Origin of the sequence: Clostridium sulfidigenes (assembly GCF_000732635.1) — a bacterium.
In the GTDB taxonomy this organism is placed as follows: domain Bacteria; phylum Bacillota; class Clostridia; order Clostridiales; family Clostridiaceae; genus Clostridium_J; species Clostridium_J sulfidigenes.
The window spans coordinates 104,310-125,417 of record NZ_JPMD01000017.1 but is presented as its reverse complement, the minus strand read 5'-3'; the positions used below and the strand labels follow the sequence as shown (position 1 = coordinate 125,417).

Annotated in this window: 18 protein-coding genes; all 18 read left to right on the top strand. The window is 30.7% G+C overall.

Features of this window, described 5'->3' with window-relative positions; translation table 11 throughout:
• Positions 1-40: 40 nt before the first annotated feature.
• On the top strand, positions 41-658 hold the full coding sequence (locus tag IO99_RS07975; RefSeq protein WP_051823998.1) for a germination lipoprotein GerS-related protein: 618 nt from the start codon (positions 41-43) through the stop codon (positions 656-658).
• Positions 659-742: 84 nt separating this feature from the next.
• Positions 743-1,906: an alanine racemase gene (gene alr, locus IO99_RS07970; RefSeq protein ID WP_035132219.1), complete on the top strand. Its 1,164-nt coding sequence runs from the start codon at positions 743-745 to the stop codon at positions 1,904-1,906.
• A 117-nt stretch (positions 1,907-2,023) separates the two neighbouring features.
• Positions 2,024-2,296: a CopG family transcriptional regulator gene (locus tag IO99_RS07965; RefSeq protein WP_198028572.1), complete on the top strand. Its 273-nt coding sequence runs from the start codon at positions 2,024-2,026 to the stop codon at positions 2,294-2,296.
• A 15-nt stretch (positions 2,297-2,311) separates the two neighbouring features.
• Entirely contained in the window at positions 2,312-2,665 is a 354-nt protein-coding gene (locus IO99_RS07960; protein ID WP_035132183.1) for a type II toxin-antitoxin system PemK/MazF family toxin, read from the top strand.
• A gap of 364 nt (positions 2,666-3,029) precedes the next feature.
• On the top strand, positions 3,030-3,857 hold the full coding sequence (locus IO99_RS07955) for a transketolase (RefSeq protein WP_035132181.1): 828 nt from the start codon (positions 3,030-3,032) through the stop codon (positions 3,855-3,857).
• Complete coding sequence (locus tag IO99_RS07950; RefSeq protein WP_084178124.1) at positions 3,857-4,795, top strand: transketolase family protein; 939 nt, start codon at positions 3,857-3,859, stop codon at positions 4,793-4,795. Before IO99_RS07955 ends, IO99_RS07950 begins: the two co-directional genes overlap by 1 nt.
• 115 nt (positions 4,796-4,910) lie before the next feature.
• The gene (locus IO99_RS07945; protein ID WP_035132177.1) at positions 4,911-5,288 is read left to right on the top strand and encodes a hypothetical protein; all 378 of its coding nucleotides are present in this window, start codon (positions 4,911-4,913) and stop codon (positions 5,286-5,288) included.
• 171 nt (positions 5,289-5,459) lie between these two features.
• On the top strand, positions 5,460-6,146 hold the full coding sequence (gene ftsE, locus IO99_RS07940; RefSeq protein WP_035132175.1) for a cell division ATP-binding protein FtsE: 687 nt from the start codon (positions 5,460-5,462) through the stop codon (positions 6,144-6,146).
• The gene (gene ftsX, locus IO99_RS07935; protein ID WP_035132217.1) at positions 6,136-7,029 is read left to right on the top strand and encodes a permease-like cell division protein FtsX; all 894 of its coding nucleotides are present in this window, start codon (positions 6,136-6,138) and stop codon (positions 7,027-7,029) included. The genes ftsE and ftsX overlap by 11 nt, the downstream gene beginning before the upstream one ends.
• Positions 7,030-7,193: 164 nt before the next feature.
• Positions 7,194-8,423 (top strand): S41 family peptidase, encoded by a 1,230-nt coding sequence (locus tag IO99_RS07930; protein WP_035132172.1) that lies wholly within the window; start codon positions 7,194-7,196, stop codon positions 8,421-8,423.
• A 208-nt stretch (positions 8,424-8,631) separates the two neighbouring features.
• Positions 8,632-9,936, top strand: coding sequence for a PDZ domain-containing protein (locus tag IO99_RS07925; RefSeq protein ID WP_035132170.1), 1,305 nt, complete (start codon positions 8,632-8,634; stop codon positions 9,934-9,936).
• 30 nt (positions 9,937-9,966) lie between these two features.
• Complete coding sequence (gene uvrB, locus IO99_RS07920; protein WP_035132168.1) at positions 9,967-11,952, top strand: excinuclease ABC subunit UvrB; 1,986 nt, start codon at positions 9,967-9,969, stop codon at positions 11,950-11,952.
• An 11-nt stretch (positions 11,953-11,963) separates the two neighbouring features.
• Entirely contained in the window at positions 11,964-14,789 is a 2,826-nt protein-coding gene (uvrA, locus tag IO99_RS07915) for an excinuclease ABC subunit UvrA (RefSeq protein ID WP_035132166.1), read from the top strand.
• 70 nt (positions 14,790-14,859) lie between these two features.
• A complete protein-coding gene (locus IO99_RS07910) occupies positions 14,860-15,288 on the top strand; it encodes an FHA domain-containing protein (protein ID WP_035132164.1) in 429 nt (142 codons plus the stop codon).
• A gap of 16 nt (positions 15,289-15,304) precedes the next feature.
• Positions 15,305-16,621 carry an FtsW/RodA/SpoVE family cell cycle protein gene (locus IO99_RS07905; protein WP_035132162.1) on the top strand — a complete coding sequence of 439 codons (1,317 nt, stop codon included), beginning with the start codon at positions 15,305-15,307 and terminating at the stop codon, positions 16,619-16,621.
• Positions 16,614-18,032 carry a peptidoglycan D,D-transpeptidase FtsI family protein gene (locus IO99_RS07900; protein ID WP_035132160.1) on the top strand — a complete coding sequence of 473 codons (1,419 nt, stop codon included), beginning with the start codon at positions 16,614-16,616 and terminating at the stop codon, positions 18,030-18,032. The genes IO99_RS07905 and IO99_RS07900 overlap by 8 nt, the downstream gene beginning before the upstream one ends.
• A gap of 127 nt (positions 18,033-18,159) precedes the next feature.
• The gene (gene uvrC / locus IO99_RS07895; protein ID WP_035132158.1) at positions 18,160-20,022 is read left to right on the top strand and encodes an excinuclease ABC subunit UvrC; all 1,863 of its coding nucleotides are present in this window, start codon (positions 18,160-18,162) and stop codon (positions 20,020-20,022) included.
• Positions 20,023-20,174: 152 nt separating this feature from the next.
• Entirely contained in the window at positions 20,175-21,098 is a 924-nt protein-coding gene (murB, locus tag IO99_RS07890; RefSeq protein WP_035132156.1) for a UDP-N-acetylmuramate dehydrogenase, read from the top strand.
• Positions 21,099-21,108: the final 10 nt, after the last annotated feature.

The following is a 21,108-nucleotide window of genomic DNA, read 5'->3' as shown; positions in this document are numbered from 1 at the left end:
TATAATAAACATATAGTGTAATAAGTAATTGGAGGAATTTATGAAAAAAAGACTAATTTATACACTATTTATTATAGCTATATGCCTAACCATTGCAGTGACTTTATTCATTAAAGGAAGAACAAGGACTTTAGATGAGTATAATGCAATTGATTCCTTAAGTGAGATTAAAGTCTATAAGAGTGATATAACTATAGAGGTTATAAATGACAGAGAAACAAATAAGTATGAAGGGTTTCAAACCTATAAAAAAGATATAGGATATAAACTGGATTTAAAGGATAAGAGATCTTTTACTTTTAAAGGCGATGAGATACTTGTTAAAGATAAGGAGAATATCAAGGAGTATACCTTAGATAAAGGGTTTGATGAAGTATTTAAATATGGATTTATTGGTGAATATATAGGATTAATATATACAAATGAAGAATTAGAATTTGAAACTGAAACAATAAATAATAGTGAATACTTTGTGATAACAACAGTTATTCCTGGAAGTAATAACAACATTTGCAAAGGTAGCTTATATTATGATATTAAAAATAATAGACCGAAGAAAATAATAATCTATGATAATAAGGGTAGAGAAAGAATTATATATACTTATGAAAACTTTAACTGGACTGATAAGGTTGAAGATGTGGAGTTAGATTTATAACAATGATACAAAACAGTAAGAGCGAATCTAGTATTTACTATGAGGTAGTTCTTGACAACTGGAAAGGTGAGCAAGGTGAGTAATATGGGAAAAAAGATAAGACCCTCTTGGGCAGAAGTAGATTTAGATGCTTTAAGGAATAATGTAAGGGAAGTAAAAAGAGTTTCAGAGGGGAAGGAAATAATTGCTACAATAAAAGCAGATGGATATGGACATGGAGCTATAGATATATATAAGTCTATGATGGATGAAGGTATAAATAGATTTGCAGTAGCTATTGTTACAGAAGCTGTAGAACTAAGAAAAGCTGGTGTGGAAATTCCTATTATTACACTAGGATATACACCAAAGGAGTTTTATGATGAAGTTATTGATTTAAACCTAGAACAAACTATATATGATTATGAAGATGCTAAAATACTTTCAGACATAGCTATAAAGAAGAATAGCATAGCAAAAATTCATATAGCTGTAGATACAGGTATGGGGAGGATTGGATTTTTAACAACCAGGGAGCAGGCTAGAGAAGTACATAGGATAACTAAGTTAAAAGGAGTAAGAATTGTAGGAATATTTACTCATTTTGCTACTGCTGATGAGAAAGACAAAACTTATGCTAATTCTCAAATTGAAAAATTTAATATATTTAATGAATATCTTGAAGAATTAGGTATAATTATACCCTTTAAACATGTAAGCAATAGTGCTGCTATAATAGATTTTCCTGACCTACCATATGATGGAGTTAGAGCTGGTATTATGCTTTATGGATATTATCCTTCCAAGTATGTTAATAAAAATAATGTTAACTTAATACCTGTTATGTCGTTAAAATGTAAAATTGTTCATTTGAAAAAAATACAGGAAGGCGATTATGTAAGCTATGGTAGATTGTATAAAGCACCTGCAGAACGGATAATTGGAACTCTTCCTATAGGATATGCAGATGGCATTTCAAGAGCATTAACAGGCGTGGCTAAAGTAATTGTGAATGGTAAAGTAGTACCTGTTGTAGGTCGTATTTGCATGGATCAATGTATGATAGATGTAACAGATGTGCCTGGTGTGAAAATTGGGGATGAAGTTATATTAATTGGAAAAGATAATATAGGGAATGTTATAACAGCAGATGATATAGCAGAATCTATAGGTACAGTCAATTATGAAGTAATTTGTGATATAAGTAAGAGAATTCCAAGAATATATACAAAAAACGGTAAAATTTTCAGCATAAGAAACTACGTATAGTAAAAAGTATAAAAAAATGTTGTAAAAAGTAGAAATTGAGGATAATTTCTTTGACATAATAACAATTGATGATTTATAATTAAGTTGTACATAAAGTTGTTATTTAAATTGGAGGTAATGAAATCCATGGGTAGCTCAAAGAAATTTATTCTGAATTTTGGTAGTAGTTTTTGCGAAAAATTTAATGATGTAGATAAAAAACAATTTATAACAAATAGTAAATTAATTATGGATTATGGAATAGTATATAGTGAAGGCTATAATAGTAATAGCTATATAGAGAAAATGAAACAAGGATATTTAGCTATGAGAGAATTAAATTTAGAATTATCAGAATATGGCTTTGAGAGTTATATTAATGACTTAAGTGAATATGAAGCTAGCCTTTAGGAGTGTGAATGCCTAATGACAATTGTTATAAAGAGAGGCGATATATTTTATGCTGATTTAAGCCCAGTGGTTGGATCAGAACAGGGTGGAATAAGACCTGTAATAATTATACAAAATGATGTGGGAAATAGATATAGTCCAACTGTGATAGTTTCAGCTATAACCTCTCAGATAAATAAGGCAAAACTTCCAACTCATGTAGAGATTTCTTCTGAAGAATACGGATTAAATAAAGACTCGGTAGTTTTGCTAGAGCAAGTTAGAACTTTAGATAAAAGAAGATTAAAAGAAAAGATAGGTCATATGACCGATGAAGATATGATTAAAGTTGATGTTGCTCTTAAAATTAGTTTAGATTTAAAAATGTAAAAATAAACTTAATATTAAGGGGCTGTTTCAAAATACACTAAATCTTAATTGGATGTGGAGTATGCACTAACAACAATATTTTAGTGAAACTTAACACTTTGTAAAGATTAGTGAATTATTTTGAAATAGCTCCTTTTAAATTAAATCCTTAGATGGATAAAAAAATATAAAGTATTTATTACTTTTATAATCCTAGAAGGATAGTTGTATTTAATTGAAGTGTAAGGTAAATAATATATTAATAATTATTGGGAGATTTCTTATAATTAAATATATTCATAAAAGGAAAATTTCAACTAAATAGTTGAGAATAAATAAATTATTGATATAATGAGTTTAGAAGAAAATCAGGGAGGGATAAGCAATGGAAAAGTCATTAATAGCATTAGAGAATATAGCGAAAGTTTTAAGAAAAGATATTATAAAGATGGTAACAGAGTCAGCATCTGGTCACCCGGGCGGTTCGCTATCAGCTGTAGAAATCATTACTACATTATATTTTAATGAAATGAATATTGATGTAGAAGACTCTAAGAATCCTAATAGAGATAGATTTGTATTATCAAAAGGTCATGCTGCACCAGTTTTATATGCAGCTCTTGCGGAGAAGGGTTTCTTTAATAAAGAAGAACTTATGAAATTAAGAAAAACTGGAGCAATGCTACAAGGTCATCCAAATATGAATTACATACCAGGAGTAGATATGTCTACAGGTTCATTAGGTCAAGGAGTTTCTGCTGCGGTAGGTATGGCATTAGCAGGAAAGCTTGATAATAGTTCATATAGAGTATATACCCTGCTAGGAGATGGAGAATTAGAGGAAGGTCAAGTTTGGGAAGCAGCTATGTGTGCAGCTCATTACAAATTAGACAATTTAACAGCTTTTGTAGATTATAATGGACTTCAAATAGATGGAGATATTGATAAGGTTATGAATCCTAATCCTATAGCAGATAAGTTTGTAGCATTTGGATGGAATGTGATTTATTTAGAAGATGGTCATGACTTAGTTAAGATAAAAGATGCTATAGAAGCTGGAAAAGGAGTAAAAGATAAGCCTACAATGATAGTTTGTAAAACAATTAAAGGAAAAGGTGTATCTTTTATGGAGAATCAGGCAGGTTGGCATGGTTCAGCTCCAAGTAAAGAGCAATGTGAAATAGCATTAAAAGAGATTGGGGGAGAAGAATAATGAAAAGTGTTGCAACTAGAGAAGCCTATGGAAAAGCATTAGCAAGAATAGGTAAAGAAAATGAAAACATAGTAGTTCTTGATGCAGACTTATCTAAGTCTACTAAAACTGCTGATTTTAAGGCTGTATGCCCAGAGAGATTTATTAATATGGGGATTGCTGAAGGTAATATGATGACTGTGGCAGCAGGAATGGCAGCTTGTGGGAAAATTCCTTTTGCATCTACTTTTGCTGTATTTGCAACAGGAAGAGCTTTTGAACAAATAAGAAATTCTATATGTTACCCTAAACTAAATGTAAAGGTATGTGCTACTCATGCTGGTCTAACAGTAGGAGAAGATGGTGCTTCTCACCAATCTGTAGAAGATATTTCATTAATGAGAAGTATACCTAATATGGTAGTGATTAGTCCAAGTGATGGAATTGAGGCTGAAGCAGCAATAGAAGCTATAACAAAATATGAAGGCCCTTGCTATGTTAGACTTGGTAGAAGTGCAGTACCTATAATAAATGATAATGAAGATTATAAGTTTGAAATTGGTAAAGGAATAACTTTAAGAGATGGGAAAGATGCTACTATAGTTGCAACTGGAATTATGGTAGAGGCGGCATTGGAAGCGTACAATATTTTGGCTGAAGAAGGCATAAGAGTTAGAGTTATTAATATACATACAATAAAGCCTATAGACGAAGAATTAATAACAAAAGCTGCAAGAGAAACAAATCTTATAGTTACAGCAGAAGAACATAGTATCATAGGCGGCCTTGGTTCAGCAGTGGCAGAAGTAGTAACTACACATTGTCCAGCTACAGTTTTAAGAGTTGGAATAAAGGATACTTTTGGTGAAAGTGGTAAGCCTACAGAATTATTAAAAGCTTATGGATTAACAGCATTAGATATAGTTAAAGCAGTTAAGACTGGAATTAGTATGAAATAAATAATAAAATTAAATAGGGAAGAAATCTAAGGATACTTAGGTTTCTTTTTTTTATAGCCTATGATATAATTTATAAATAATTTGAAAATTCGATTTACTAAGGAGAGCGTTATAGATGAAACAAGATGTTAAAGGATATATGAGTGATGTAGTCTTTTGCTTTAAATTGTCTTTAAAATTAGTCATTATACCAGTAGTCTTAGGTATAGTTATTAGTTGCATATATCTATTAATTAAAGGTCAAGCTATGGAACTTTATCGAATACTTAAGGGAATAAGAAATACAGGAATTATATTTTCTTGTGGAGGATTATTTGTATCAGCATTAGCATTTTTACAACCTACAAAGTTATTGAGACCTTTAAGCTATGAGAAAACTTGGAGACAATATCTTTATAAATTTGGTTTAGTAGGAACTATATTCTGCACCTTTGCATTATTAGCAACATATTTCTTGGTATATGATATACTAATTCACAACTTATATGTGTAGTTAACATACATAAAGAAGCATGAGTGGAAAAAAATATATATGTTTCCACTCTTTTTTTATGAAGAAAAATAAGAATTTATTATTTTTTAACTTATGTAGGACTTGCATTTTAAATTTTTATGTTATAATATACACAGATAAAAAGTAAAAAGTCGAGGAGAGTTAATAATTATGATAGATTTTAAAAATGTTACTAAGGTTTATAATAACAATGTACTAGCTTTATCTAATTTAAATGTACATATTGACCAGGGTGAATTTGTTTTCTTAGTAGGCCCAAGTGGAGCAGGAAAATCTACCTTTATAAAGATGTTATTAAAAGAAGTTGATCCAACAGCGGGTTCGGTTATAGTTGCAGGATCAGATTTAACAAAGCTAACAAGGAAAGAAGTGCCTTATTATAGAAGAAAAATTGGAGTAGTGTTTCAAGATTTTAGATTGATACAAAGTTTGAATGTATTTGATAATGTAGCTTTTGCACTAAGAGTTATAGGATCAAGCGAAAAGGATATACAAAAAAAGGTTCCAGCAGTGCTTTCAATGGTAGGATTATCAAAAAAGAGAGATGCTTTACCTACAGAGTTATCAGGTGGAGAACAACAAAGAGTATCTATAGCTAGAGCTATAGTAAATAGCCCATCATTATTAATTGCTGATGAACCAACAGGTAACCTAGATCCTGAAACTTCATTAGAAATTATGGATATTTTAAGTGATATTAGTAGAGCAGGAACTACCATTGTTATGGCAACCCATGCAAGAGACATAGTTGACTCTATGAAAAAGAGAGTTATAGCTATTGAGAAGGGTGTTATTGCCAGAGATGAGGAAAGGGGGAAATATGGTTATGAAATTTGATTCTTTTAAATATTCATTTAAGGAAGCACTTAAAAGTATAAAAAGAAATAAAACTTTAAGTATAGCATCTATAGCTACAGTAACAGCTACACTTTTTTTATTAGGAGCTATAACATTAGGAGTTGCTAATGCAGATAAATTAATTACGCAATTAGGATCCATGGTTGAGGTGAAAATTTACTTAAAAGAGGGTATAAGTGATAATAATAAAAATGCTATAGAGAATAAAATTAAAGAAGTAGATGGTATTGATAAGATAACTTTTCAAAGCAAGGAAGATGCTTTGAAAGATGTAAAGGAACAAATGAATGATGAATTAGGTCAGTTAACATCTGGATTTGAGGATAATAATCCATTCCCAGCTTCCTTTACAGTAAATGTTAAAGAGCCGCTAGTAGTAGATAAAGTTGTAAGTAGTATTAAAGATATGAATGGTATTGATGAAATAAAGGATGCAAGATCTATAATTGCAAAAATTTCTAAGCTTACAGATTCATTTAAAATAGGTGCTGCAGTAGCATTTGTAGTTTTTATTATGATATCTCTATTCTTAATAGGAAATACCATAAAAATTACAGTGTTTACGAGAAAAAAAGAAATAGGAATAATGAAGTATGTAGGAGCTACAGATTGGTTTATTAGATGGCCATTTATAATAGAAGGTATGATACTTGGAATATTGGGAGCAGTCATATCGGTAGTAGCACTAGGTTTTATATATGCTATTATAATTAATAATTTAAGTGCCGATACACTATTTGGATTTGATTTAGTAGGTATTTCTTATATATTGAAGGTGATTGTTTGGGAATTCCTGGGATGCGGAGTTTTCATAGGCGCTATTGGAAGCATAATATCCATGAGAAAATTCTTAAAAGTTTAAATTATAAAGAACAAATAAGACTAAGAATTTATTTCTTAGTCTTATTTGTGTATAATATAATATATTGGTAATAGAAAGGATTAATAAAATATTTTAAATTTCATAGTATTATTATCGGGGATAAAAAGTAATAATAAATATATGAGAATGAGAGGGTGATTTTTATGGATGGTAAGAAAAATAAATGGAAAAGAGTAACGGGTATAGTGGCTCTTTTGATAGTGACAAATTTAATTACTTTAGGATTATCTAACTATATATCTTTTAAGCTACCAGATGGTAAAGTTATAGTTAGTAGAAAAACATATGAAAATATAGTAGACTTTGAAAAGTTATATACTATAAAAGATAAATTAGATAGATATTATTTGGGTGAAATTGATATTAATAAACTTATAGATGGAGCAGCAGCGGGAATGACAGAAGCTGTAGGAGACCCATATACAACATATATGAATGCCGAAGAGTTTAAAGACTTCTATTCTCAAACAGAAGGAAATTATGTTGGATTAGGAATACAGGTAGGAGTTAAGGAAGATAAGATAGTTGTAGTAGCTACCTTTGAAAATTCACCTGCAGAAAAAGTGGGAATACTTTCAGGAGATATAATTGAAAGCGTAAATGGTACAAAGGTTGAAGGCAAGGACTTAGAAAAAGCAGTGAAAACTATGAAAGGTGAAAAAGGAGAAGCTGTAGAACTTACTTTATCTAGGGAAAACAAAGGTTCTTTTAATGTTAAAGCTGTAAGAGATGAAATAGAAATGATAACTGTAAAAAAAGAAATGATTGATAGTCAAGTAGGATATATTCAGGTAACTATGTTTGATGAAAATACATCTAGCAATTTTGAAAACGCAATTAAAGATTTAAACTCAAAAGGAATGAAGAGTTTAATAGTAGACCTAAGAGAAAATCCAGGAGGATTATTAGATCAAACTGTGAATATGTGTTCACAATTTATTCCTAAGAATAAGAATATAGTTTATACGGAAGATAAGAATGGAAATAGGAAGGATTATAATTCTGTAGGTGGAATTGCTGAAGGATTACCACTTACTATATTAATAGATGAGGGGAGTGCAAGTGCTTCAGAAATATTTACAGGAGCTATAAAAGATTATAAGTTAGGAACTTTAGTAGGTACTAAGACTTTTGGTAAGGGTGTTGTTCAAACAACTTTTTATAGGGATAGAGATGGATTTAGAGATGGAACTGCATTAAAGGTTACTATATCAAAATACTATACTCCTAATGGGCAGAATATCCATGGTATAGGAATAGAGCCAGATATTTTAGTTGAGTATCCAGAAGAACTAAAAGGGAAAGCCTATGATAAATCAGTAGATCCTCAATTTGAAAAGGCTTTGGAAGTGGCAAAAGAAAAGATTAAGTAATAAAATATAGGGTATTATAATAGATATGAGTATTTTTATTATAATAAATACTAATTAAAATAAGTTAACATATAGAAAAATTAATAAAATTAATTTTATAGTTTCAAGTAGATAAAGGATGATGTAAAATTAAGTATCTATTATAGTAGATACTTAATTTTACTTATGCACATCTACTCTTTGTTACATAATGAGAAGGAGAAAAATAATGGAACTTTTAAAGTATACTTTGCAGCAGGTGTCCTATGCTATTGTGGAGCCGTCTTATGCGCTTATATTAATAATGATGGCTGTTGTATTCTATATGAAAAATAAAAAAACTACAGTGATGGAAAGATTAATTATGGGTAAAAACTCATCAACGGCTTTTGAACTTACTGTGTCACAAATAGTTATGGGAATATTAGGAGGTGTAGTAGCTAGTTTAATTCTTACATTTTTGGGGATTACTTTTTATGAAACTTCTAATATATTTCTGATATTTATATTATCAGTAGCGTTAATGTTCTTTAGTCCAAAATTAGTTTGTCTTTCATATTCAGGAGCTATTTTGGGACTATTATCAATACTGTTGTATTTTATATCATTAATTATGGAGAATCCAAGTTTAGATATACTAAAAATGGATATAACTAATTTATTGGTATTGGTTGCAGTAATGCATATTGTTGAAGGGTTATTAGTAATCTTTGATGGGAAAAGAGGTGCTATACCTGTATTTGGATCAAGAGATAAAAAAATCATAGGTGGATTTGCATATAGAAGACAATGGATATTACCAATGATAATATTATTAATGGTACAGGCTACTAGTGCCAATACAGTTATGGGGGGAAGTGTAAACACTCCAGAATGGTGGCCAATAATTAATCATAATAAAAACATGTTGATATTTGCTACTATGGTAATTGGTGCACTACCGATTTTTGCAGGAGTTAATTATGCTACCATAACATTTACAAAAAGTAAAAAAAATAAGCCAATATTCTCAGGACTATTAATTTTAGGCTATGGTACTGTATTAATTCTATTATCTTTTCTTGGGGATATAAATAAGATTTTAGATGTGATAATTCTTACATTGATGCCTGTATTACATGAGTATATGTTATATATTGATCGCTTAGCAGAAAAGAAAGGTAAAATAAAGTATGTGAGCAATGAAGAGGGAGTATGTGTTCTAGATGTGGCCCATGATTCGATAGCTAAAAATATGGGAGTTAAAATGGGAGATTTAATATTAGAAATAAATAATATTAAATTATATAAGGATGAAATTATATTTAATATGTTAGAACGTCTTCCGGATATTATTAATATGAAGGTTAGAAGAGAAAATGGATCTATGGAAGAACTAGAATGTAGAGTAAAAAATAATAAAGAAAAATTAGGAATTGTTATAGTTCCTAGAGAAGTTCCAAAGCAGGCTACTGTAGCAAAGCCAGGTGGTTCTAGTTTTTCTGATATTCTAAATAAAATTAAAGAAAAGAAAGATAGTAACGATAAAGAATAATTTTTTTATAAAAAGATGAGGTGATGTATCATGGGTCAGTTTAAGATTCATTCAAAATTTAAGCCAACTGGAGATCAACCTGAAGCAATAGATAGTATAGTTAAAGGAATCCTTGAAGATAAAAAATATCAAACTTTACTTGGAGTAACAGGATCAGGGAAGACATTTACTATGGCAAATATTATTGAGAGAGTTCAAAGACCAACTTTAATTCTTGCTCATAATAAGACTTTAGCAGCTCAATTATGCTCTGAATTTAAAGAGTTTTTTCCAGAAAATGCTGTTGAGTACTTTGTTTCTTACTACGATTACTATCAACCAGAAGCTTATATGGCTCAAACTGACACCTATATAGAAAAGGATGCATCAATAAATGAGGAGATAGAAAAGCTACGACACTCAGCTACTTCAGCCTTGATAGAAAGACGAGATGTTATAGTTGTGGCTTCTGTATCATGTATATATGGGCTAGGAAATCCAGAGGATTATAGAAAGCTTACTGTATCTTTACGAGAAGGTATGATTAAAGATAGAAATAGTGTTATTAGTCAGCTAGTGGATATTCAATACGAAAGAAATGATATAAATTTTGTAAGAGGAACCTTTAGAGTTAGAGGAGACGTGCTAGATATATTTCCAGCATCATCAACTAATAAAGGGATAAAAGTTGAGTTTTTCGGAGATGAAATAGACAGAATCCGTGAGTTTGATGTATTAACAGGCAATATAATTAGTGGAAGAAAGCATGTATCTATATTCCCAGCATCGCACTTTGCTACATCAAAGGAAAATTTAGAGAGAGCTATCTCTCAAATTGAATTTGAATTAGAAGAGAGATTAAGGGAGCTAAAGGATGAGGATAAGTTATTAGAAGCTCAAAGATTAAAACAACGAACCAATTTTGATATAGAAATGATGAGGGAAGTAGGTTATTGTACTGGAATAGAAAATTATTCTAGAATATTAGATGGAAGAGCAAAAGGAACACCACCACAAACTCTTATTGACTATTTCCCAGATGATTTTCTTTTCTTTGTAGATGAAAGTCATGTTACACTACCACAAATTAAGGCTATGTATGGAGGAGACAGATCTAGAAAAACTTCTTTAGTAGAGTATGGATTTAGACTTCCATCAGCCTATGATAATAGACCACTTAAATTTGAAGAGTTTGAAGACAAATTAAATCAGGTATTATTTGTAAGTGCTACACCTGGAGTTTATGAGAATGAACATTCAGCTAATATAGCAGAGCAAATAATAAGACCAACAGGATTATTAGATCCTGAAATTATAATAAGACCAGTAAAAGGTCAAATTGATGACTTATATGGTGAGATTATCAAAACTACTGAAAGAGGGTTTAGAACTTTAGTTACAACTCTTACAAAGAAGATGGCAGAGGATTTAACTAAATATTTAAAAGAGTTAGGAGTAAAAACTACTTACTTACATTCTGATATAATTACTATGGAAAGAATGGAAATAATAAGAGATCTTCGAAGAGGAGATTATGATGTGCTAATTGGAATAAATCTTTTAAGAGAAGGATTAGATATTCCAGAAGTAGCATTAGTTGCTATATTAGATGCAGATAAGGAAGGATTCTTAAGGAGTGAAACATCTTTAATTCAGACTGTAGGTAGAGCTGCAAGAAACTCAGAAAGTAAAGTAATAATGTATGCTGATAATATGACAAATTCTATGGAAAAAACTATAAATGAGACCAATAGAAGAAGAAGTATTCAAGAAAAATATAATGATGATCATAATATAGTACCTAAGACTATAATCAAGGAAATAAGAGATGTTATAGAAATTTCTACAGTGGCAGAAGATGAAGCTTTATATATCAGTGAAGCAAGTAGTGATTTGCTTTTAGATAAGAAGGAATTGACTAAGCATATTACTAAACTAGAAAAAGAAATGAAAGAAGCAGCTAAGGACTTACAATTTGAAAGAGCAGTGATTTTAAGAGATGAGATAGAACGTATGAAGAGAGAATTTAATTTGTAAAGGAGAAATTTATGAGAAATAGTATTTATATAAAAGGTGCAAAAGTACATAACCTTAAAAATGTAGATTTAGAAATACCAAGAGATAAATTTGTTGTTTTTACTGGACTTTCAGGTTCAGGAAAATCTTCTTTAGCCTTTGATACTCTTTATGCAGAAGGACAAAGAAGATATGTAGAGTCTCTTTCAGCTTATGCGAGACAGTTTTTAGGCCAAATGAATAAACCGGATGTAGAGTATATCGAAGGCCTATCACCAGCTATATCTATTGACCAAAAAACTACAAGTAAAAACCCAAGATCTACAGTAGGAACAGTAACTGAAATTTATGATTATTTAAGACTACTTTATGCAAAGATAGGTGTACCCCATTGTCCGAAATGTGGCAAGGAGATTACCCAGCAGACTGTAGACCAAATGGTAGATCAGGCAATGACTCTGCCAGCTAGAACTAAGGTTCAAATCTTAGCACCTGTAGTTACAGGGAAAAAAGGAGAACATGTAAAGGTCCTTGAGAACATTAAAAAAAATGGATATGTTAGAGCAAGAATTGATGGTGTTCTGGTAGATTTAGAAGATGAAGATATCAAACTAGAGAAGAATAAAAAGCATACCATTGAAATAGTAATAGATAGAGTAGTTATTAAAGAGGGAATTGAATCAAGAATTACAGACTCTTTAGAGTCAGCATTAAAAATAGGTGAAGGTATAGCTATCTTAAATGTAATTGATGGAGAAGATATACTTTTAAGTGAAAAATTTTCATGTGTAAGTTGTGGAATAAGTATTGGTGAAATTGAGCCTAGAATGTTTTCCTTCAATTCTCCCTTTGGAAAGTGTGATGAGTGTGATGGACTTGGGACTTTAATGGAGATAGATGAGGATTTGGTAATTCCAGATAAAAGCAAATCCATATTAGGTGGAGGAATTTTAACTTTAGGTGAAGGTAGTCTAAAGGAAGATTCATGGACTCGTGCCATATTAGAAGCTCTCGCTAAAAAAAGAGGTTTTACTTTAGATACTCCTATAGAAGAACTATCAGAAGAAAATTTAAATTCTGTTTTATATGGAACAAATGGAGAAAAATTACGAATAGAGTATACCAAGGAATTTAAAACTGGTATATATAATTATGCTTATGAAGGTATAATAAATAATTTAAAAAGAAGATATATGGAAACTAACTCAGATTACATAAAGAGAGAAGTAGAAGAGTATATGAGTGATAATCCTTGTCCTAAGTGTAAGGGAAGAAGATTATCTAAAGAAGCTCTATCTGTTACTGTAGGTGGTAAAAATATAAGTGAATTTTGTACTATGTCTATTATAGAAGAACTTGATTTTGTAGACACATTAAAATTATCTAAAAAGGATGAAATTGTAGCAGAACAAGTATTAAAGGAAGTTAAGAGTAGACTTAGTTTTTTAAAGGATGTAGGACTTAGTTACCTTAACTTAAGTAGAGCATCAGGTACTTTATCAGGAGGAGAAGCGCAAAGAATTAGATTAGCAACTCAAATTGGTTCTAGTTTGATGGGAGTTTTATATATTTTAGATGAGCCGAGTATTGGCTTGCATCAAAGAGATAATGATAAATTAATAAAGACTTTAAAGCATCTTAGAGACATAGGAAACACTTTAATTGTAGTTGAGCATGACGAAGATACTATGCGAGAAGCGGATTACTTAGTAGATATAGGTCCAGGAGCAGGAGAGCATGGAGGGAAAATAGTAGCTGCAGGTACAGTAAAACATGTGATGAAGTGCAAAGAGTCCATTACGGGACAATATTTAAGTGGGCATAGAACTATAGATGTGCCTAAAAAATATAGAATTATGGATAAAAATAGAGTTATAAAAGTTAAAGGTGCAAAGGAAAACAATCTAAAAAATGTAAGTGTTGATTTTCCATTAGGATTATTTACATCTGTAACAGGAGTTTCAGGGTCAGGGAAAAGTACTTTAGTTAATCAGGTTTTATATAAGGGGTTAAATAGAAAATTAAATGGTTCTAAGAAATTACCAGGAAAACATGAGGAAATTATAGGTGCTGATCAGATTGATAAGATTATAAATATAGATCAAAGTCCAATAGGAAGAACACCGAGAAGTAATCCTGCTACATATACAGGAGTATTTGATTTAATAAGAGAAATTTTTACTATGGTTCCCGAGGCTAAAAGTAGAGGATATAAACAAGGTAGATTCAGTTTTAATGTTAAAGGTGGAAGATGCGAAGCTTGCAAAGGTGATGGAATAATAAAGATAGAAATGCAATTTTTATCTGATGTCTATGTTGAATGTGAAGTGTGTAAAGGAAAGAGATATAATAGAGAAACATTAGAGGTAAAATACAAAGGAAAAACCATTGCAGATGTTTTAAATATGACTGTAGAGGAAGGGTTAGCTTTCTTTGAAAATATACCTCGTATAAGTAGTAAACTTCAAACTCTTATGGATGTTGGATTATCCTATATAAGATTAGGTCAACCATCAACCACATTATCAGGCGGAGAGGCACAGAGAATAAAGCTTGCCTATGAATTATCTAAAAGAAGTACAGGAAAGACTTTATATATCTTAGATGAACCAACTACTGGATTACACATTGATGATGTTAGTAAACTTATAAAAATTCTCCAAAGACTTGTAGAAGGAGGGAATACTGTAATAGTAATTGAACATAATTTAGATGTGATAAAGTGTTCAGATTATATTATAGACTTAGGACCAGAAGGTGGAGATCAGGGAGGAACTATTATAGTTAAAGGAAATCCTAAAGATGTAATTAAATGTTCTAAATCATATACAGGACAGTACCTAAAAAAGATGATATAATTACTTGTAACTAGCATCATAATTTATAATGATGCTAGTTATGTTATATATGTATAAAGGAGTTTTGCTTATGAATATTTTAAAATTCGCATTGAATTTAGGAATAATAGCCATAGTTTATTTTATTATAATCTACGCTTTAAAAATAATGTATACAGATACTAAATCAGTGGGTAAAAGAAGGAATAGAACTAGAAAGGCTACTTCTGGGCTAGAAATAATAGTAGCTGGAGAAAATACAAATCTAAAAAATGGAGGAATACTACCAATAGTAGATAACTTAACTATGGGAAGAAAAAGTGATAATACAGTAATCTTAGATGATAAATATGTTTCTTCTCATCATGTTAAAATTTTCAGAAGAAATAATGAGTATGTGTTGGAAGATTTGGAGAGCACTAACGGAACTAAGGTTAATGATATTAGAATAAAGAATTCCCTTATATTAAAGTCAGGGGATATAATAAAGGTGGGAACTGCTACCTTTAAATTTATGTAGTTATTAGGAGGCAAGTATGAAGGGTATAAAACAAGAAAAAAGAGTGCTTAGATTTACTTATTTGCTTGTAATGGCACTATTTTTTAATGTAGCAATTCTAACTCCAACTATTGATAAGGGTGCAATATTTATAGGAGCAATAATATGTGGTTTATTATGTTATTCCCACTTTGTAATAAGAAGATTTTATCCAGATGGGGATAAATTTATATTATTATTTTCAAACATCCTTGCTGTTATAGGGATTGCTATGATATATAGGTTGGATTTACCCATATCAGGAGGTAGTTATATAGCGGAAGGTACTAGAAGTTTTTTAACAGCTAAGCAAATTATATTTTTTGCTTTAGGTATGACTATGTTTATATTAGTAGTTGTAATACTTCCAGACTTAAAAAGATTTAGTAAGTACAAATATTTATATCTGATAATAACGTTATTATTTATGTCTATGGGTACCTTTTTTGGAAAGGAACAGTTTGGAGCTAAAAACTGGGTAAGTTTATTTGGATTCGGTTTTCAACCTTCTGAGTTTGGAAAAATTGCCTTAGTGGCTTACCTTGCTTCAGCATTAAAGGATTATGAAAAGCCTTCGGAGTTTTGGATTAAAATAGGAAAGGTAATTGGATTTAGGAAAGAAAGCTCATATAAATATATAAGTTTAATAGAGCCTGCTATGATAATGATGGTATCATTGCTATTTATGTTAGCTCAAACAGACTTGGGTTCAGCGTTAATTTTCTTTGCCATAGCACTTACTATGCTTTATATTGCTACATCAAATAAAAAGTATGTGATAATAGCATTACTGTTATTTGTAGTTGGTGGTGTCATAGGATATTACTTATTTTATCATGTTCAAATAAGGGTTATGATATGGCGAAACCCATGGAAGTATGGATATGATGAAGGACATCAGCTCGTTCAATCCCTTATAGCTATAGCAAATGGAGGATTCTTTGGGGTAGGACTTGGAAATGGGTATCCAGGATATATTCCAGTAGTGGAATCTGACTTTATATTTGCAGCTATTTGTGAAGAACTAGGGTTACTTATTGGATTTGCAGTTATAATTTTAAATTTTCTATTATTCTACAGATGTATAAGGGCTGCACTCTACATAAAGGATAAATTCTCAAGGTTATTAGCCGTTGGATATAGTACTATGATGGTATCTCAAACCCTTGTAATTATTGGGGGTGTAACTGGAGCTATACCTCTTACAGGAATAACTTTACCTTTTGTTAGTTATGGAGGAAGTTCTATGCTGATAAGTTATCTTTCATTAGGTATAATACAAAAAATATCAGAGGAGAGTAGTAATTATGAATAATCTACAAAAGAACATAAAAAATGTAATGATTGTATTTCTGTTATTATTTATTGCTCTAATCTCCTATATAAGTTATAGTACGTTATTTAAAAGTGAAATAGCTTTAGAGAGTGTTTATAATAAAAGAAATCAAGCGGAGAAAAGTAGAGTTCTTAGAGGAACTATTTATGATAGAGATATGAATCCTTTAACCACAGGTGAAAAAACAGGGGAATTTTCTCAAACAAGAAAATATGTTGGAGGAGTAGCTTTTTCTCATGTGGTTGGTTATAATGATGCTAAGTATGGGGCTAGTGGAATTGAAAAGAAGTTTGATAAAGAACTTTCAGGACAATCAGTGAATTCCATAAAGGATATATTTTCTAATAAGAAGGATGATAATAAAGTTGGAAATCATGTAGTGACCACCTTAAATTCTAAGTTACAACAAAGAGCCTTTGAAGTTTTAGGTAATAGAAAGGGATCAATAGTAGCATTAAATCCTAAGACAGGAGAGGTTCTTGCTATGGTGTCAAAACCAAGTTTTGATGCAAATACAATACAAGAAGACTTTGAAAAGCTGTCACAACAAGAGGATACACCTTTCTTGAACAGAGCAGTTTCGGGTCTTTACCCACCAGGCTCAACCTTTAAAGTTATTACAGCCATAAGTGCTTTGGAGAATATGTCAGATATAACTAACAGAACCTTTAATGATGAGGGGAAAATTAGTTTTAATGAAAGCGAATACCTAGAAAACTACAAAGGGTATGCTTATGGAAGTATTGGACTTAGAACAGCCTTTTTAAAGTCTAGTAATGTAGTATTTGGTACCTTAACTATGGAACTTGGAAATGATAATTTAAAGGCAACATCAGAAAAGTTCTTCTTTAATAAGGATATTCCATCAGAAACTCTTACCATTGATAATAGTATTTTTCCCAAATATAAAAGTGATGAGGTTGGGAATATAGCTCAAAGTGGTATAGGACAAAGTGGAGTACTAGCAAGTCCAATAGAAATGGCGCTAGTAGCTAGTACTATAGCTAATAATGGTGTAATGATGGAACCTAATATAGTAAAGGAAATCATTAGTCCGGAAGGAAAAGTAGTTAAAAGCTATGAACAAAAAGAAGTAGCTACTGTTACAACTCCTGAAAATGCAGCATTGCTAAAGGAATATATGAAAGCTGTTGTAAATGAAGGAACTGGTCAGGCAGCAAAGTTATGGAACATTCAAGTATCAGGAAAGACTGGAACTGCAGACCATGACTCTGGAGATAAGGAGCCACACACTTGGTTTATAGGCTTTGCAGGCTATGATGACCCAGAAATAGCCTTTGCTATAATTGCAGAAGAAGGTGGAAATGATAGCTTTAATGCCAGCGCTATGGCAAAGGAACTTATGAAATCTTTTTTTAATGCAAACTAATATTAAAACTTTTAAAATATAATTATATAATATACCTTATGAGTATTCATCATTCCATTAAAACTGAAGCTCAATAAGTATTATACTAAAGATGAAACAACTTTTGGATGAGAAGTGAGGTGATTTAATGTTTGATTTTGAGTATCATCTAAAAAATCTTCCAGACAATCCTGGAGTTTATTTAATGAGAAATTCTTTGAGAGAAGTAATATATGTAGGAAAAGCAAAAAATCTTAAAAATAGAGTAAGACAATACTTTCAGAATTCTAAAAATCATAGTGAAAAAGTTAGAGCTATGGTTAAGAATATAAGTGAATTTGAGTATATAGTTACAGATTCTGAAGTAGAAGCTTTAATACTAGAATGTAATTTAATAAAAAAGTATAGTCCTAAATATAATATTTTACTAAAAGATGATAAATATTTTCCTTTTATTAAAATTACTAATGAAGAATTTCCAAGGGTATTAGTTACAAGAAATTATGGAAATGATTCATCTAGATATTTTGGACCATATACGGATGGAAGTGCAGTATATACTATAAATGAACTTATAAAGAAGGTATTCCCTCTTAGAACATGTAGAAGAGTTATAAAGGAAAATGGATCTAAAACAAGGGTTTGTCTTAACTATCATATAAAATTATGTAGTGGACCATGTGAAGGATTAATTTCTAAAGAGGAATATAAAAAAATTATCAATGATGTGGTGGATTTACTTACAGGGAAGGATACAAAGATTACTAGTAAGATTAAGACTGAAATGGAAGAAGCAGCAGAAAATTTAGATTTTGAAAGAGCAGCTTCTTTAAGAGATAAGTTGATAGCCATAGATAAAATAAATGAAAAGCAAAAGATTATTAGCAATAATTTTGAAAATGAGGATTTTATAGGTATTTCTCAAGATGAAAAAGATAGTTGTATTCAGATATTCTTTTTAAGAGATGGTAAAATCGTTGGAAGAGAAGATTTTATTTTAGACAATACAGGAGGAGAAGAGCCTGCCTATGTCATAGAGGAATTTATTAAAAACTTTTATGGTGGAACTGCTTTTATACCTAAGACTGTATATGTAAGTCATTGTGATGAAATTGATATCTTAGAGCAATGGTTATCTATAAAGAAAGAATATAGAGTGACTATAAAGGTTCCACATAAAGGAGAAAAGAGAAAGACACTTGATATGGTAGAAAAAAACGCTAGCCATGCTCTCGAAATGTTTAAAATTAAACATAAAGTAGACAAGGAACTTAATAATGTGGCACTTTCTGAAATTCAAGAGGCTCTTGGGATTGAAGATATGCCTAGTAGAATTGAAGCCTATGATATATCTAATATCATGGGAATGGATTCTGTAGGAACCATGGTAGTATTTCAAGATGGAGTAGCTAAAAATAGTGATTATAGAAGATTTAAAATTAAAACTGTAGAAGGTGCAGACGATTATGGCTCTATGCGAGAGATATTAACAAGGAGATTTACCCATGGATTAGAAGAAATAAGGAAAATAAATAATAATGGTATGGACTTTAAGTCGGGTAAGTTTTCTATTTTTCCTGACTTGATTATGATGGATGGTGGAAAGGGACAAATTAATATAGCACTTCAAGTATTGGAGGAGTTAAATATTAATATACCTGTATGTGGAATGGTGAAGGACGATAAGCATAGAACAAGAGGACTTATTTATAAAAATAAAGAAATTCTGTTAAAGCCATCTTCCGAGGCTATGCTTTTAATAACTAGGATTCAGGATGAAGTTCATAGATTTGCCATTACATATCATAGAACTTTAAGAGATAAGCGTACTTTATATTCTATATTAGATGAAATACCTAAAATAGGAGAAAAGAGAAGGCGTGAACTTCTAAAGAGATTTGGTAGTATTGAAAATATAAAAAAGGCTACCTATGAAGAGTTAATGGCTACACCTTCTATGGATGGGAAAGCTACTGAAAGTATAATTAATTATTTTAAGAAAAATAGTTAATAACCATATGTCAGCATACAAATATTGAATTAGAGTGTTTATACTATTAATAGAATAGTATACTTAAAATTAAGGAAATATGTAATAACTGTTGATATATATAACGTAAGTATTTTATACTTAATATATAATAATATAGTAAGAGGTATACAATGAAATTAAAGGATAGTTTTATAAGAAGTGTTTTAGATGTAGCAGGGAATGAAAATGTAAAAATAGATGAACTAATGAAGAATCATACTTCTTTTAAGGTAGGTGGACCAGCTGACCTATTAGTTTACCCTTCTAATTATGAAATGGTTAAAGACTTAATTAACATATGCAAGGAAAATAAGGTGGATTATTTCATATTAGGAAATGGATCTAATCTCATAATAAGAGATGGAGGAATAAGAGGAGTAGTCATAAAACTAGGACACATAAATAAAATAGTAGTAGATGAAAATTTAATATCTGCACAATGTGGAGCTAAGTTATATTCAGTTGCTGATCAGGCTTTAAAGAATAGTTTATCAGGGCTAGAATTTGCGTCTGGGATACCAGGATCTATTGGAGGTGCTACTGCAATGAATGCAGGTGCCTATGACGGAGAAATGGCAAAAGTAATTGAAAGTTCGTTAGTAATTGATAATGAGGGGAACATTAGAGAATTAAGTAAAGAAGAACTAGAATTTGGATATAGAAATAGTGCAATTTTAAAGTATGGCTATATAGTTCTGGAAACAAGAATGAGATTGTCTCATGGAGATAAAGCTTTGATCAAAGAAAGAATGGACGATCTAGCAGAAAGAAGAAAAAGTAAGCAACCCTTAGAATATGCATCAGCAGGAAGTACATTTAAAAGACCCGATGGATATTTTGCAGGTAAGCTTATTCAAGATTCAGGCTTAAAGGGTACTAGCGTTGGGGACGCACAGGTATCTGAAAAACATTCAGGATTTATCATAAATAGAGGCAATGCAACGGCAAAGGATATTTTAGATCTTATTGAAGTTGTAAAAGCTAATGTTTATGAAAAATTTAAGGTTAAATTACACACTGAAGTTAAAATTATAGGTGAAGATAGTTTAACCTAATATAAAAAAT

Excerpts from the sequence above, each read along its gene's own strand:
- ftsE (WP_035132175.1), top strand. The coding sequence starts at position 5,460 with ATGATAGATTTTAAAAATGTTACTAAGGTTTATAATAACAATGTACTA.
- uvrC (WP_035132158.1), top strand. The coding sequence starts at position 18,160 with ATGTTTGATTTTGAGTATCATCTAAAAAATCTTCCAGACAATCCTGGA.
- IO99_RS07910 (WP_035132164.1), top strand. The coding sequence starts at position 14,860 with ATGAATATTTTAAAATTCGCATTGAATTTAGGAATAATAGCCATAGTT.
- uvrB (WP_035132168.1), top strand. The coding sequence starts at position 9,967 with ATGGGTCAGTTTAAGATTCATTCAAAATTTAAGCCAACTGGAGATCAA.
- uvrA (WP_035132166.1), top strand. The coding sequence starts at position 11,964 with ATGAGAAATAGTATTTATATAAAAGGTGCAAAAGTACATAACCTTAAA.
- IO99_RS07950 (WP_084178124.1), top strand. The coding sequence starts at position 3,857 with ATGAAAAGTGTTGCAACTAGAGAAGCCTATGGAAAAGCATTAGCAAGA.
- alr (WP_035132219.1), top strand. The coding sequence starts at position 743 with ATGGGAAAAAAGATAAGACCCTCTTGGGCAGAAGTAGATTTAGATGCT.
- ftsX (WP_035132217.1), top strand. The coding sequence starts at position 6,136 with ATGAAATTTGATTCTTTTAAATATTCATTTAAGGAAGCACTTAAAAGT.
- IO99_RS07900 (WP_035132160.1), top strand. The coding sequence starts at position 16,614 with ATGAATAATCTACAAAAGAACATAAAAAATGTAATGATTGTATTTCTG.
- IO99_RS07925 (WP_035132170.1), top strand. The coding sequence starts at position 8,632 with ATGGAACTTTTAAAGTATACTTTGCAGCAGGTGTCCTATGCTATTGTG.
- IO99_RS07955 (WP_035132181.1), top strand. The coding sequence starts at position 3,030 with ATGGAAAAGTCATTAATAGCATTAGAGAATATAGCGAAAGTTTTAAGA.
- IO99_RS07975 (WP_051823998.1), top strand. The coding sequence starts at position 41 with ATGAAAAAAAGACTAATTTATACACTATTTATTATAGCTATATGCCTA.
- IO99_RS07960 (WP_035132183.1), top strand. The coding sequence starts at position 2,312 with ATGACAATTGTTATAAAGAGAGGCGATATATTTTATGCTGATTTAAGC.
- IO99_RS07965 (WP_198028572.1), top strand. The coding sequence starts at position 2,024 with ATGAAATCCATGGGTAGCTCAAAGAAATTTATTCTGAATTTTGGTAGT.
- IO99_RS07930 (WP_035132172.1), top strand. The coding sequence starts at position 7,194 with ATGGATGGTAAGAAAAATAAATGGAAAAGAGTAACGGGTATAGTGGCT.
- murB (WP_035132156.1), top strand. The coding sequence starts at position 20,175 with ATGAAATTAAAGGATAGTTTTATAAGAAGTGTTTTAGATGTAGCAGGG.
- IO99_RS07945 (WP_035132177.1), top strand. The coding sequence starts at position 4,911 with ATGAAACAAGATGTTAAAGGATATATGAGTGATGTAGTCTTTTGCTTT.
- IO99_RS07905 (WP_035132162.1), top strand. The coding sequence starts at position 15,305 with ATGAAGGGTATAAAACAAGAAAAAAGAGTGCTTAGATTTACTTATTTG.